This window comes from Nostocoides sp. (assembly GCF_035343835.1).
Classification (GTDB): domain Bacteria; phylum Actinomycetota; class Actinomycetes; order Actinomycetales; family Dermatophilaceae; genus Nostocoides_A; species Nostocoides_A vanveenii.
Window position 1 is genome coordinate 4,750 of the sequence record NZ_DAOQZV010000040.1, and the last position, 13,684, is coordinate 18,433.

9 protein-coding genes and 1 pseudogene are annotated in these 13,684 nt (G+C 69.5%); 3 read left to right on the top strand and 7 right to left on the bottom strand.

Features of this window, described 5'->3' with window-relative positions; all coding sequences use genetic code 11:
* From PKH97_RS04725 to PKH97_RS04745, 5 genes and pseudogenes are all read right to left on the bottom strand, one after another.
* Positions 1 to 1,270: pseudogene (locus tag PKH97_RS04725) on the bottom strand (hypothetical protein); the annotation flags it as partial.
* 180 nt (positions 1,271 to 1,450) lie between these two features.
* Positions 1,451 to 3,094: an AMP-binding protein gene (locus PKH97_RS04730; RefSeq protein ID WP_324386252.1), complete on the bottom strand. Its 1,644-nt coding sequence runs from the start codon at positions 3,092 to 3,094 to the stop codon at positions 1,451 to 1,453.
* A gap of 160 nt (positions 3,095 to 3,254) precedes the next feature.
* Complete coding sequence (locus PKH97_RS04735; protein WP_324386253.1) at positions 3,255 to 4,613, bottom strand: FAD-linked oxidase C-terminal domain-containing protein; 1,359 nt, start codon at positions 4,611 to 4,613, stop codon at positions 3,255 to 3,257.
* The gene (locus PKH97_RS04740) at positions 4,610 to 6,013 is read right to left on the bottom strand and encodes an aminotransferase class V-fold PLP-dependent enzyme (protein ID WP_324386254.1); all 1,404 of its coding nucleotides are present in this window, start codon (positions 6,011 to 6,013) and stop codon (positions 4,610 to 4,612) included. The genes PKH97_RS04735 and PKH97_RS04740 overlap by 4 nt, the downstream gene beginning before the upstream one ends.
* Entirely contained in the window at positions 6,010 to 7,350 is a 1,341-nt protein-coding gene (locus tag PKH97_RS04745; protein ID WP_324386260.1) for an MFS transporter, read from the bottom strand. Before PKH97_RS04745 ends, PKH97_RS04740 begins: the two co-directional genes overlap by 4 nt.
* A gap of 57 nt (positions 7,351 to 7,407) precedes the next feature.
* On the opposite strand from PKH97_RS04745, the gene PKH97_RS04750 reads away from it, so the two are divergent.
* From PKH97_RS04750 to PKH97_RS04760, 3 genes are all read left to right on the top strand, one after another.
* A complete protein-coding gene (locus PKH97_RS04750) occupies positions 7,408 to 9,096 on the top strand; it encodes an acetolactate synthase (RefSeq protein WP_324386255.1) in 1,689 nt (562 codons plus the stop codon).
* Positions 9,097 to 9,181: 85 nt separating this feature from the next.
* Positions 9,182 to 10,402: a pyridoxal phosphate-dependent aminotransferase gene (locus tag PKH97_RS04755; protein ID WP_324386256.1), complete on the top strand. Its 1,221-nt coding sequence runs from the start codon at positions 9,182 to 9,184 to the stop codon at positions 10,400 to 10,402.
* Between the two features lie 50 nt (positions 10,403 to 10,452).
* Positions 10,453 to 10,968, top strand: a complete 516-nt coding sequence (locus PKH97_RS04760; RefSeq protein ID WP_324386257.1) for a hypothetical protein — start codon at positions 10,453 to 10,455, stop codon at positions 10,966 to 10,968.
* 3 nt (positions 10,969 to 10,971) lie between these two features.
* On the opposite strand, the gene PKH97_RS04765 is transcribed toward PKH97_RS04760, so the two are convergent.
* Both PKH97_RS04765 and PKH97_RS04770 read right to left on the bottom strand, forming a co-directional pair.
* Positions 10,972 to 12,183, bottom strand: a complete 1,212-nt coding sequence (locus tag PKH97_RS04765) for an acyl-CoA dehydrogenase family protein (RefSeq protein ID WP_324386258.1) — start codon at positions 12,181 to 12,183, stop codon at positions 10,972 to 10,974.
* 12 nt (positions 12,184 to 12,195) lie between these two features.
* Positions 12,196 to 13,515, bottom strand: coding sequence for an acyl-CoA dehydrogenase family protein (locus PKH97_RS04770; protein ID WP_324386259.1), 1,320 nt, complete (start codon positions 13,513 to 13,515; stop codon positions 12,196 to 12,198).
* Positions 13,516 to 13,684: the final 169 nt, after the last annotated feature.

Here is a 13,684-nt window from a genome sequence, read left to right on the forward strand (position 1 = left end):
GAGCGTCCCAATTCGGCCCCGTGGTGGCCTCGGCCACCCAGTCGGAGTGCGCCTCAGGGACAGCAAAGGTCGACTCGTCGGCCTCCGGCACGTCCGCCGCAGGCACGTCCACCGGGACCTCGTCCACCTCAGGCACGTCCACCACCTCAGGCACGTCCACCGCGACCTCGTCCACCTCAGGCACGTCCACCACTTCAGGCACGTCCACCGCGACCTCGTCCACCTCACGCACGTCCACATCGGGAACGTTCACCTCGGGGACATCCATGGCAGACACGTCACCCTCGGCGAAACTCGCCTCAGGCATCTCGGTCTCGGACAAGCTGGCCTCGGGCAGGTCCAACGCAGGCAGCTCCGTGGCAGGCACATCCAGATCCGGAAGGCTCGCGTCACGACCATCCCACCCAGAGGCGTCACCGTCAGCGAAGCTCGCCTCGGGAATGTCGCCGTGGGGCAGGCTCACCTCCGGCAGGTCGACTGCGGGAACGTCCATATCCGGAACGCTGACTTCCGGCATGTCCACCGCAGCCACGTCCACGGCGGGGACATCCACGTCCGAAACGGCGACGTCGGGCACATCGACCGCAGCAACATCCACATCCGGAACGCTCACGTCCGGCGCATCCCATGCAGGGGCGCCTACATCCGACCCGTCCACTCTCGCAACGCCGTCAGCATCTACGGCGGTCTCGTCCGACAACTGCGTCGACGGCAAGGCCCCATCGACGTCTAGCCCGCCGCCGGCCGGCATGTCACCCATCGTCATCCCGGGCAGGCCGTGTTCGGGCAGATCGAAGTCGTCGGGGTCGACGCTCAGGTCGGCAAGCTCCGGCACGTCGACGGGCTCGAGCGCCTCCCGCGCCTCCGCCTCGGCCGCGGCAAGGCCCGCTCCGTCAGCCGGACTTGCCAGCCGGCCGTCCGGCACCACGCCGTCGACGCCAATGTCGAAGCCGTCGGCCTGCTCGGCGGCACGCTCCTCGGCCGAGAACGCGGCGGCGGCTGGCGCGTCACTGCCCTCGAAGGTGTCCTCACCGCGCGAGGCCGCCCATGCGCCTGCGCCGACAGCGCCTGCGCCGACCGCCCCCGAAGCACCAGCCCTACCGGCGTCGAGCCCACGAGCATCATCCGCGGTGCCGCCCCAGGCAGCCGCGCGCTCGGCGTCATAGCGATCCCCCACGGCAGGGGCGGTGTCGGTCTCCGGCAGTGGCCGCTTCAGCGACCCGATTAGCAACCAGAGGATCACCAAGACCAACAAGACGAAGATGAGCAACAGGACGAGGTTGCGACCTTGGGGCATCGTGGCTCCTAACTCTGCCGACCGCGTTGGCGCGGCGGCGGTGGCGGCGGGTGCAGAACACCCATTCCTACGGCAGACCCTAGTGCCCAGCGCGAGGTCAAGGTCAGGCGGAATCCGACCAAAGCAGCGGGCGACGCAAACCGGGCAGCACGCTTACCCGTCGAGGCCGAGTTCATGGGCAGATTGCGAGCGCATCTCGACCTTGCGCACCTTGCCGGTCACCGTCATCGGGAAGTCGTCGACGAGCTTGACGTAGCGCGGGATCTTGTAGTGCGCCAGCTTCCCCGTGCAGAACTCCCGCAGAGCGGAGGCCGTCAACTCCGGAGCACCCGACCGCAGGCGCACCCACGCGCACAACTCCTCACCGTATTTCGCATCCGGCACCCCGATGACCTGGGCGTCGACGATGTCGGGGTGGGTGTAGAGGAATTCCTCGATCTCACGCGGATAGATGTTCTCGCCGCCGCGGATCACCATGTCCTTGATCCGGCCGGTGATGCGCACCGACCCGTCCGGATCCATCACCGCGAGATCCCCGGTGCGCATCCACCCGTCGACAACGGCTTCGGCGGTCTTCTCCGGCTCCTCCCAATAGCCGATCATCACCGAGTAGCCCTTCGTGCAGAACTCGCCGGCCTCGCCGCGCGCCAGAGTCGCCCCGGTGATCGGATCGGCCACCCGGATCTCCAGGTGAGGCGCGACCCGCCCAACGGTGCCCACTTTCAAGTCGAAAGAGTCGTCAGTGCGCGTCTGCGTCGACACCGGTGAGGTCTCGGTCATGCCGTAGCAGATCGTCATCTCCTCGATGCCCGCCGCGATCAGCTTCTTCATCATCTCGGCCGGGCAGGGCGAGCCGGCCATGATGCCGGTCCGCACCGAGCTGAGGTCATAGGTCGCGAAGTCCGGCAGCGCCCACTCCGCGATGAACATCGTGGGCACGCCATAGAGCGACGTGCATCGCTCCGCCTGCACAGCCGCCAGTGTCGCGGCCGGCTCGAAGGCCGCCGCCGGAATCACCATGCAGGCGCCGTGCGTCGTCGCCGCCAGATTGCCCATCACCATCCCGAAGCAGTGATAGAAGGGCACCGGTATGCAGATCCGGTCCTCTTCGGTGTAGCGGCAGATCTCCCCGACGAGGTAGCCGTTGTTCAGGATGTTGGTGTGCGAGAGCGTCGCGCCCTTGGGGAATCCCGTTGTCCCAGAAGTGTATTGAATGTTTATGGCATCGCTGGCGGACAAGCCGTCAGCGATCTCCGTCAGCCTGTCAGCCGGCACCTCCTCGGCCCGCGCCAGCAGCGCGTCCCAGCTTTCGGTGCCGATGAAGACGACATCGCGCAACTCGGGACAGGCACCTCGCGCCTGGTCGATCATCCCCGCGTAGTCGCTCGTCTTGAAGCGCTCCACCGCGATGAGCAGGCTGATCCCCGCCTGCTTCAGGACGAACTGCAACTCGTGACTGCGATAGGCCGGGTTGATGTTGACCAGGATCAGTCCCGCCTTGGCCGTCGCATACTGGACGATCACCCACTCATACCGGTTCGGCGCCCAGATCCCGACCCGTTCACCGACCTGATAGCCGGCCGCGACCAAGGCACGAGCCAGTCGATCGACGACGGCGCCGAACTCGGCATACGTCAGTCGCACGCCCTGGGCGACGTCAACGATGGCCTCACGCTCGGGGAAGCGCGCAATCGTCGCGTCGAGATTCGCGCTGATCGTGGTGGTCAGCAGCGACGGGTCGCTTTCGCCGATGGCGTGGGCGAGGGAGCTCTCAGAGGGGGCGGTTGGGGCGGACATCGGTGTCCTTTCGCGACGACAGGCGGCCTGACCTCATCCCACCGCGCCCATCCCCCGCTCGCAACCCATTCCGTATGCCGTGTCGCCCACCGTCCGTCGGCCGCGCCGAGCGGTCGCCGAGCACCGGACCGACAGTGCGAGGCAAAGCGTTGGTGGAGGCTCAGATTCCTGACCCTGGATTGAGGATGCCCTGCGGATCGAGGGCCGCCTTAATGGCCCGTGTCACCTCCATCACATCCGGGCCTAGCTGCGCGCCGAGCGCGCCGATCTTGGCACGGCCGACCCCGTGCTCGCCGGTGATCGTCCCCCCGAGATCGATAGCCAGCTGCATGATCTCCTCGAACGCCGCCTCCGCGCGCTGCCGGGCCGCGGGATCGGCCCCGTCGAAGATGAGATTCGGGTGGGTGTTGCCGTCACCGGCATGGGCCACCACGGGAATATCGGTGTCGTGCCGGGCCGCAATCTCAGAGATCCCATCCAGCAGATCCGGCAGCGTGGGCACAGGGACCCCGACGTCTTCGATGAGCAGCGATCCGAGACGCTCGCTTGCCGGGAAGAACGCGCGCCGGGCGGACAGGAAGGCCTCGCCCTCCTGGGGGTCGTCGGTGCGATAGACCTCACTGCACCCCACGGCCAGGCACGCCGCCTCGATCCGCTGCATTTCTTGCGCGCACGCGGCACCCGGGGCATCGGACTGGATGACGAGCAGACCGCCCGCGCTTCGGTCCAGGCCCATCGCCGTGTAGTCCTCGACGATATTGATCGCACGCCCGTCCATGAACTCCACCAGCGACGCCCGGATCGTCCGCCCCATCTCGACCACCGCCTCCGCTGCGGCGCGAGCCGTCGGGAACACCGCGACCAGCGTCGACGCCGGTGGGGGCTCAGGCAGCAGGCGCAGGATCACCCGGGTCACGATGCCGAGGGTGCCCTCGCTGCCGACGAAGAGCTTCATCAACGACAGTCCGGCGACATCCTTGATTCGTTTGCCGCCCAAGGTGATCAGCCGGCCGTCGGCCAGGACGACATCGAGACCGAGGACGTAGTCGGTCGTGACGCCGTATTTCACGCAGCACAACCCGCCCGCATTCGTCGCGATGTTCCCGCCGATCGAGCAGATCTCGAAGGAGCTCGGATCCGGGGGGTACCACAGCCCCTCGGCCGCGGCCGCCCGCTTTACCGCCGCATTGAGCGCCCCCGGCTCGACGACCGCCGTCCGCGTCGCCGGGTCGATCTTGATCGCCGTCATCTTCTCGAGGCTGATCGTCAGCCCGCCCTCGATCGCCGACGAGCCCCCGGCCAGCCCCGTCCCCGCCCCCCGGGGCACGACCGGTATGCCGTGGCTCGCCGCCCAGCGGACCGCCGCCTGCACCTGGGCCGCCGTTCGCGGACGGACGACGGCACACGGCATACCGGCACCGGGCACGCGCGCCCAGTCGAACTGATAGGCCGCCATCCGCGCCGGGTCGATGACGACGTCGGCGGCGCCGACGGTGGCGCATAGCTCATCGAGGCTCATGACAGTCGCTCCGGTCGGGTCAAGCGATCGAGGAAGGCGAGTAACAAGGCCTCACGCAGCTGCGAAGACGCCTCTCCCAGAAGGGCATTGATCATCGCCATGCGCTCAGGGATATGCGCACCACCGGCCATCCCCGCCATCGCGAGGATTCCATCGAAGGCAGCCGCGTCCAGACCCGAGGGGTCCAGAGCCGCGACGACCGCGACCAGCCCTGGATCGAGCGCCACCGGCCCCGCCGCCCGCGCCACCGCCACCGAGTCGGCGAGCGCCCCGAGCAACTCGGGGACCAGTGGAGCAGTAGCCGCGCACAGGCTCAGGTGGAGGCTGGCCGGGCCGCCGCGATAGGGCAGCTGCGGCTGCACGAGCCACCCCCGCGCCGCCATCTCATCCGCAACCGTGTAGACGTCGAAGTCGTCGCTCGCGACCAGCGCGAGCAGCGTCGAGTCGGGGGCGACGAGCGGCCGCAACCCCGTGACGCCCGCGGCGACATCGAGGCTCGCTTGACGCGCCGTGCGCGCCAGATCGGCATACCCCTCGCGTCCGAGGAAGGTCGCGACCGCCCATGCGGCCGCGAGCGGGCCGCCGGACTTGGTCGACTGGATCGTCGTGTTGAGCATCGTGTATCCCGGCCAGTCCGCGGTCGCGAAGAACTGGCTCCGGCGCAGTTCCGCGTTGCGGTGCAACAGGATCGAGACGCCCTTGGGGCTGTAGCCATATTTGTGCAGATCCACCGAGATGCTCGTGACGCCCGGCACCGCGAAGGTCCAGGGCGCCACATCCGGCAGGAAGGGCAACACCCAGCCGCCGATGCAGGCGTCGACGTGCACGCGGATCCCCCGGTCCGCGCCGATCGCCGCGATCGCGGCGATCGGGTCGATCACGCCATGCGCGTATGACGGCGCCGACCCCACCAGCAGCACCGTCGAGTCGTCGACCGCCGCCCGCATCGCGTCCGGGTCCGCGCGGAAGGTCACCGGGTCGACGTCGATGACGACGGGTCGGACGCCGAAGTAGTGCGCGGCCTTGTGGAAGGCTGCATGCGCCGTCGCGGGCAGCACCATCGCCGGGGACACCACCGCCGACGCATCGCGAGCAGCCTTGACGGCCAACAGGATTGACTCGGTGCCGCCCGAGGTCACCGTCCCGGCGAAGCCCGACTCGGCGTCGAGCAAGTCGCCCGCGAAGGCGACCAGGTCGTTCTCCATGGCGAGCAAAGACGGAAAGGCGGTCGGGTCCAGGCCATTGGTCCCGCCGAAGTCCGCGAGCGCGTGCCGGCCCAACGCGTCGGCATCGGCCAGCCCGGAGTCGTAGACATAGCTCAACGTCCGGCCACCGTGCGTCGGGACGTCATTGGCGCGCAAAGCCCTCAGCCGCGCCAGCACCTCATCAACGGAGTTCACGAGCGGCCACCCCTTCGTCCGACAGCCTCGTCCAGACGGTACCGGGCGAGCGGGACTAGCGAGACGGCGACGAGCACGGCGGGGACCAAGGCGAAGCCAAAGGCGATCGCCGACACCGCCTGCGGGCTCTGCGTTGCATCCGCAGAAGTCGAGGAGGCGTAGCCGCCGAGCGCCAGGACGAGCGCATAGACCCCGGGCCCGAGTGCGAGCCCCAGCGTCTCGGCGCCGGTCCACACTCCGGTGAAGACGCCGACGCGGTTCTCCCCGGTCCGGGCAGCGTCGGCAGCGGCGGTGTCCGGGAGCATCGCCATCGGGAACAGCTGCACACCGGCATAGGCGACGCCGATCAGGGCAACCGCGGCGGCGAGCAGGCCCAGGGAGGTGGTACGCACGGCATACGCGAACAGGGCACCGAGCAGGAAGAGCAGGGAGGCCGCGAGATAGCCGCGCTGCTTGCCCCAGCGCGCGCCCAGCGCCTGCCACAGCGGCATGACGAGCAAGGCGGGCGCGACGAAGCAGACGAAGAGGATGCTCGATGCGCCCGGCCGCCCCAGCACCCACCGGGCGACATAGTCGACGCCGGCGAGCATCGCACCGCAGGCCAAGGCCTGGAGCACGAAGGTCACCAGCAGCACACGAAAGTCGCGCGCTTGCGCCACGAGGCGCAGTTGATCGCGAAGACCCGCGTTCGGCGCCTCCACCTCGTATGCCGGCGCACCCGCCGTCCCCCGCCACGCGCCATACGTCCCGAGCAGGATGAGCAGGCCGACGAAGACGCCGACGGCCCGATAGCCGTGCTGGTGACCGACGGCGTCACGGATGGCCGGCGACAGCCCGCCGCTGACCAGGATGGCGAGGGCGAGGATGGCGACCCGCCACGTCATCAGCCGAGTGCGCTCGTCGTAATCGAGGGTCATCTCCGCCGGCATCGCGACATAGGGCACTTGGAAGAACGCATACGCGCTCGCGCAGGCGAGGAAGGCGAGAGCGACCCAGGCCGCGCCGAGGGCCGCGGGCGAGGCGGGCCCGGCGAACAAAAGCATGAACAGCACGGCCAAGGTGACGCCCGCCCGGAGCAGGAAGGGCCGGCGCCGGCCCTGCGGGCTGCTCGAGGAGTCGCTGATCCGGCCGGCGATCGGGTTCAAGATGACGTCCCACGCCTTGGGGACGAGAACGATCAATCCGGCAGCGACGGCGGGCACGCCTAACCGGTCGGTCAGATACGGCAGGAGCAACAAGCCGGGCACCGTGCCGAAGGATCCGGTCGCGACGGAGCCGAGACCGTATCCGATCCGCACGCGGCGAGGCAGCGCGTCCGAGGGCGACATCGTCGTCATGGACACCAAATCTAGGTTGCCCCCACGCCCAGACCTACTGGCGAGTAGTGTCGAGTTGTGACCGATGCTCTCCCGCTCGCCGCGGATCCCGACCTCGCATCGGGCGCGGGCGTCGTCGCCGCGGCTGCGGCCGCCGGCGTCGAGACGATGTTCACGCTATCCGGGGCCCACGTCTTCCCCCTCTACGACGCGGCCCACCGCGGACGCCACCGCCTGCGGATGGTGGACGTCCGGCATGAAGCAAGTGCGGTCTTCGCCGCAGAGGCGGTCGGAAAGCTCACGCGCACACCGGGTTTCGCGGTCGTGACCGCCGGCCCCGGTGTGACCAATGCCCTGAGCCCCGTCACCCAGGCCCACTTCAGCGGCGCCCCGCTCGTCGTCTTTGGTGGTCGCGCGCCCGAGGCCGGCTGGGGCCGCGGCGCGCTCCAGGAGCTGGACCAGGCGCCCCTTTTCGCCTCGGTGACCAAGGCGAGCGGCACCGCGCACACACCCCAGCATGTCGGCCCGTATGCCGCGGCCGCCTTCGCTGCGGCGGGCGCGGCGCACCGTGGCCCGGTCTTTCTCGACGCCGCAATTGACACCCTCTTCTCCCCCGTGCCGGTGCCGGGGACCCGGCCGGGCAACGACACCTCGCTGCCCCCCTTTGGCGAGTCACCGCGGCGGCCACCGCTCGACCCCGGCGCGATTGCGGCCATCGCCGCCCTGCTGGGGGACGCGGTGCACCCGGTGATCGTCCTCGGTAGCGACGTCTGGGCGGACGGCGCCGAAGTGGCGGCGCTCGAACTGATCGACGAACTCGGCATACCGGCAATCACCAATGGAATGGGGCGCGGAGTGGTCCCCGCCGGGCACCCCGGCCTGGTCACCAAGGCGCGGCGGCCGGCGCTGCGGGATGCCGACCTGGTGATCGTCGTCGGCACGCCACTGGATTTCCGCCTCTCCTATGGCGCCTTCGGGACGCCCGCCGCTCCGGCGCGGGTGGTCCATATCGTCGACAGCCCCGACCAGCGGGCGACCAACCGTCCGCTGGACGCCTGCGCCGCGGGCGACCTCGCGGCGATCCTCACGGCGCTCACCGCGGCCGTTACCCCCCGCGCGCAGTGGACCGCGTGGCGCACCACGCTCGCCGACCACGTCGCCCGAGCCGAGGCCGCCGATGCCGAGTTGCTGTGCGCCGACGGCGACCTGATCCACCCCGCACGCATTTACGGCGAGCTGCTCCCCCGGCTGTCCGCGGACACGGTCGTCATCGGCGATGGCGGCGACTTCGTCTCGTGGGCGGGCAAATTCGTCGAGCCGACGCGCCCCGGACGGTGGCTCGACCCCGGCCCCTTCGGCTGCCTCGGCGCCGGGCTGGGCGCGGCCATCGGCGCGCGCTGCGCCGACCCAGACAACCCCGTCGTCCTGCTGCTCGGCGACGGCGCGGCGGGCATGTCGTTGATGGATGTCGACACCCTGGTGCGCCACGATCTGCCGGTCGTCATGATCGTGGGCAACAACTCGGCCTGGGGGCTCGAACGCGGGCCGATGCGCGCGCTCTACGGCTACGACATCCTGGCGGACCTGGCGCCCGACACCCGCTACGACCGCGTCGTCACCGCCCTCGGCGGGGCCGGCGAGATGATCACCGACGCCGCTGCGCTGGGGCCGGCGATCGACCGGGCACTCGCGGCCGGCGTGCCCTACCTGCTCAATGTCGTCACCGACCCGGACGCCGTCTACCCCCGCGCGACCACGGGTCTGTGAGTCGTAGCGACCCAGTGTGAGGGTGGCCACGGACGGAGTAAACCCGGTCGCGACGCCCGATCGGGGCAAGGCAGAATCAGGCCTCATGCGTCAGGTGCGACAGAGCTCGAAGCTGCAGAACGTCCGGTATGACGTGCGGGGTCCCATCCTCGTCGAGGCCCAGCGCCTCGAGGCCGAGGGCCACCGCATCCTCAAGCTCAATATCGGCAACCCCGCCCCCTTCGGCTTCGAGGCCCCCGACGCGATCCTGCAGGACATGATCCACAACCTGCCGATGGCGCAGGGCTATAGCGACTCCCGCGGGATCTACTCGGCGCGCACCGCCGTCGCCAGCTTCTATCAAAGCGAAGGCATGCGCGATGTCGATGTCGACGACGTCTTCATCGGCAACGGGGTCTCGGAGATGATCTCGCTCGTCCTGCAGGCCATGGTCGACAATGGCGACGAGATCCTCGTGCCCGCGCCGGACTACCCGCTGTGGACCGGAGCGGTGACCCTGTCCGGCGGCACCCCGGTGCACTACCTGTGCGACGAGGACAACGGCTGGATGCCCGATCTGGCCGACATCGAAGCCAAGATCACGCCCGCGACCAAGGCGCTGGTCATCATCAACCCCAACAACCCGACCGGGGCGGTCTACAGCAAGAAGATGGTCGCCGACCTCGTCGACATCGCGCGGCGCCACGAACTGGTGCTGATGGCCGATGAGATCTACGAGAAGATCCTCTACGGCGACGCGGTCCACCATCATGCCGCGCTGGCGGCCGGCGACGATGTGGTGTGCCTGACGTTCAGCGGCCTGTCCAAGGCCTACCGCGTCGCTGGTTTCCGCTCGGGCTGGGCGGTCGTCACCGGCCCCCGCGAGCGCGCGAGCGACTTCCTCGAAGGCTTGACGTTGCTGGCCAATATGCGAATGTGCGCCAACGTCCCGGCGCAACATGCGATCCAGACGGCCCTCGGGGGCTACCAATCGATCACCGAGTTGATCCTCCCCGGCGGCCGGCTGCTCGAGCAGCGGGACACGGCATACAAGCTGCTCAACGCGATCCCCGGCGTCAGTTGCGTCGAGCCCAAGGGCGCGCTCTACTGCTTCCCCAAGGTCGACACCGAGATGTACGCCATCGATGACGACGAAAAGTTCGTCATCGAGTTGCTGCGCGCCAAGAAGTTGCTGGTCACGCACGGGACCGGCTTCAACTGGCCGACCCCGGACCACTTCCGCCTGGTGATCTTGCCCAGCGTCGAGGACTTGACCGACGCGATCGAGCGGATCGCCTCCTTCCTGGAGGCTCGCCGGGTCGCCTGACCTGCGCATTGCCCGGACCACGCGCGCAACGCGTCTAGACTTGCGCGGTCATGTCCAGTCATTACGGCCCCGCGTCTCGCCCCGTTCGCCGGAACGGGAAGTGGCTGCTGGCTGCGCTCTGTGTTGCGGCCGCAGCCGTGCTCGCCCTGCTGTGGCCTTCCATCGACGACTGGGTCACGGGGCCCGATGACGGCGGGCCGCTGTCCGCGGTCGAGATGACCATCGCCGTCCCCACGGCCGCTCAGCTCAAGGCCTGCCCGGCCGATATCGACGTCACCGCACTCGATCGGGCGACGACCGCGGTGGCCGCGACCCTCGACAACACGACCGGCCCGAGCGCCACCTTCGTGGCCGACCACTGGTTCCGAGGCGGGCCCGCCGACCGGGTGATCATCAAGGCCAGCACGGGGGCCGAACTCGCCAAGGCACTCGCCGCGGCCAAGCTCGATGCCGGTCGCGTCCTGATCGCCTCGCGCTCCGGCGAGGTGCTGATGTGCGGCGAATCCGGCCCGTATGCCGCACAGCTCGGCACCCGCTACGTGCAGGCCTTCGAGCAGAGCAAGTAGCCCCTACTTCAGTGCTGCCGAACTGAGCCCCAGCAGGCGGCGAGCGACGACCAGCAGCTGGATCTGCTGGGTGCCCTCGAAGATGTCCAGGATCTTGCTGTCGCGCGCCCACTTCTCCAGCAACTCGGTCTCGGCGTATCCGGCCGGCCCGCACAGCTCCACGCACGCGAGCGCGATCTCCACGCACGCTCGCCCCGCCTTGGCCTTGGCCATCGACGCCTGCATCGAGTTGGGACGGCCGTTGTCGGCCATCCACGCAGCGCGCAGGGTCAGCAGATAGGCGGCTTCGTACTCGGCTTCGAGTTGGATCAGGCGGGCCGCGGCGGCGGACTGTCCGAGAGCCGCCCGGTCGAGGTCGGGGACGACGCCCGCGTCGGCGAGGAGCTGCGTGGTCCGATCGAGGCACGCACGAGCCAACCCCACAGCCATACCGGCGACGAGCGGGCGGGTGTTGTCGAAGGTCTGCATGGCGCCAGCGAAGCCGGCCTCGGGCAGGATCTCGGGCGACCCCAGCAGGGCGCTCGCGGGCACCCGGCAGTTGTCCAGGTGGAAGGCCGCGGTGTCAGAGCTACGGATGCCGAGCTTGTGCTCCAATCGCACGAGCTTCAGGCCGGGGTTGCTCCGCTCGACCACGAAGGACTTGATCGCGCGGCGCCCGAGGGAGCGATCCAGGCTCGCCCAGACGACCACGACGTCGGCTCGCTCGCCCGCGGTGACGAAGATCTTCTCGCCATTGAGGACATAATCTTCGCCGTCGCGGACGGCCGTCGTGCGGATCGCCGCCGCATCCGATCCCGCATCGGGCTCGGTGATCGCCATCGCCGCCCACTTCTTGCCGTATGCCGCCCGCTGCTGAGCCGTGCCCACCGCGGCGATCGCCGCATTGCCCAGGCCCTGACGTGGCAGTGACAGCAACAGGCCGACGTCGCCGCGGCACAACTCCATGGTGCCCAGGACTGAGGCGACGTGGGTGCCGGTGCGCCTCGGGGCGTCGCCCTCCGGGCCGGTGGGCGCCCGGGTGCTGCTGCCCGTCGCCCCGTGCCCGCCGGCGTCTCCGACGCCATTGATCAGGGCCCCGACGAGGTCGAGTTCCTTGGGATAGGTGTGCTCCGCGCGGTCGTATTTGCGTGAGATCGGCCGGATCAGCTCATCCGCCATGGCCGCGGCCTGGGCGAGCAAAGGGCGGACCGACCGGGGAATCTCGGGATTGATCATGGTTCGTCTCCGTCAGAGCGACAGCACGCCGTCGAGCACGCCGGCCGCGCGCAGGTCGCGATACCAGCGCTCATGCGGGAATTCCGTGGTGAAGCCGTGCCCGCCGAGCATCTGGACCCCATCGGAGCCGATCCGGGTAGCGTGCCGGGCGGTGAGGGCGCGGGCATACGCGATCTGCGGGGCGGCGTCGGCATCGCGATCGAGGCGGGCCGCGGCCCGCCAGACCACCAGGCGCAAGGCATCGGTCTCGATCGCCATGTCGGCCACGGTGAAGGCGACGGATTGCCGGTGGGCGACCGGTTCACCGAAGGCCACGCGGTCCTTGACGTAGGCTGCCGTCTCGTCGAGGACGGCATGGCAGGTGCCGACCGCGGCCGCCGACCAGGCGAGCCGGGCGCGCCGCACGGCCTCCAGCGCGTCGGTCTCAGTCCCGAGCAGCCGATCGGTGGGGATGGACACGTCCACGTGCAGTTGCCCGGTGGCGGCGGCGCGCAGACCCATGGCCGGATCGTCCACGACCTGAACACCCGGGTCGGCTGCCTCGACGATGACGAGTTGCGGGCGACCGTCGAGGCGGGCCAGGACGAGGAAGAGGCGGGCGTCCGTGGCGAGCGGCACGAGGGACTTGACGCCCACGACGTGCACCTCGTCGCCGTTCCGGGTTGCCGTTGTTGCCGGGTCGAGAACGTCGGCCAACGCGCGAGGCTCGCTCATGGCGAGGGCCGCGATGGCGGGCGCCTCGCCGACGAATTCGGGCAGGTAGGTCGCCTGCTGATCGGCGGTGCCGTAGGCGGCGATGGCATTGGCGACCGCGGCGGGCGCGAGGAGCGCAACGGCGATGGAGAGATCGGCATACGCCAATTGCTCGAGGACCAGGGCGGCGGTGACGGCGGAACGTTCGGTGGCGAGGCCACCGAGCTCTTCCGGTATGCCGATCAGGTGCAGCCCGAGTTCGCCTGCAGCGGAGCGAATGTCATCGGGCAGGCGGCGATCACGGTCGGCCCTTGCGGCCGCGGGACGAAGGATGTCACTGGCGAACGTGCGGACGGCGTCGAGGATGTCCTGCTGGTCCTGCGTGGGCGTCAGATCGAAGTCGGCGTAGGCCTTGCCCGGAGCCGGCCGGGCCGGGTCCGCGCCGCCTTGCCGGCGACGGAAGCCGCGCACGGCTGACTCGGCCTCGGCGACCCCCTTCGCGCCTTGGTAGAGCGCCTTCTCCATCAGGCGACGGCCGCCGATCCGGTCGAGAGCCGGCGAGGCTGCTGCGCCGGCCAGCGCACGCAGACCGCTGCGCAATGGGTCGCGACTGCTGACCTTGGGTGCGGTTGTGCTCATCGCCTGCTCTCCCTCGTCGAGTCGACTGACCGGGACTCCGGGTACCGGACATTCTGTTCAAAGGTTACTTGCAGGAAACATGCGTCAAGGCGCCGAGGAGGCACGGATTCGCGTCGACGGGACCGAGCGGCTAAGATTTCCCCTCGTGCGTCGGCGACCCCGACGCGCG

Excerpts from the sequence above, each read along its gene's own strand:
- PKH97_RS04765 (WP_324386258.1), bottom strand. The coding sequence starts at position 12,183 with ATGATCAATCCCGAGATTCCCCGGTCGGTCCGCCCTTTGCTCGCCCAG.
- PKH97_RS04770 (WP_324386259.1), bottom strand. The coding sequence starts at position 13,515 with ATGAGCACAACCGCACCCAAGGTCAGCAGTCGCGACCCATTGCGCAGC.
- PKH97_RS04745 (WP_324386260.1), bottom strand. The coding sequence starts at position 7,350 with ATGACGACGATGTCGCCCTCGGACGCGCTGCCTCGCCGCGTGCGGATC.
- PKH97_RS04760 (WP_324386257.1), top strand. The coding sequence starts at position 10,453 with ATGTCCAGTCATTACGGCCCCGCGTCTCGCCCCGTTCGCCGGAACGGG.
- PKH97_RS04730 (WP_324386252.1), bottom strand. The coding sequence starts at position 3,094 with ATGTCCGCCCCAACCGCCCCCTCTGAGAGCTCCCTCGCCCACGCCATC.
- PKH97_RS04735 (WP_324386253.1), bottom strand. The coding sequence starts at position 4,613 with ATGAGCCTCGATGAGCTATGCGCCACCGTCGGCGCCGCCGACGTCGTC.
- PKH97_RS04755 (WP_324386256.1), top strand. The coding sequence starts at position 9,182 with ATGCGTCAGGTGCGACAGAGCTCGAAGCTGCAGAACGTCCGGTATGAC.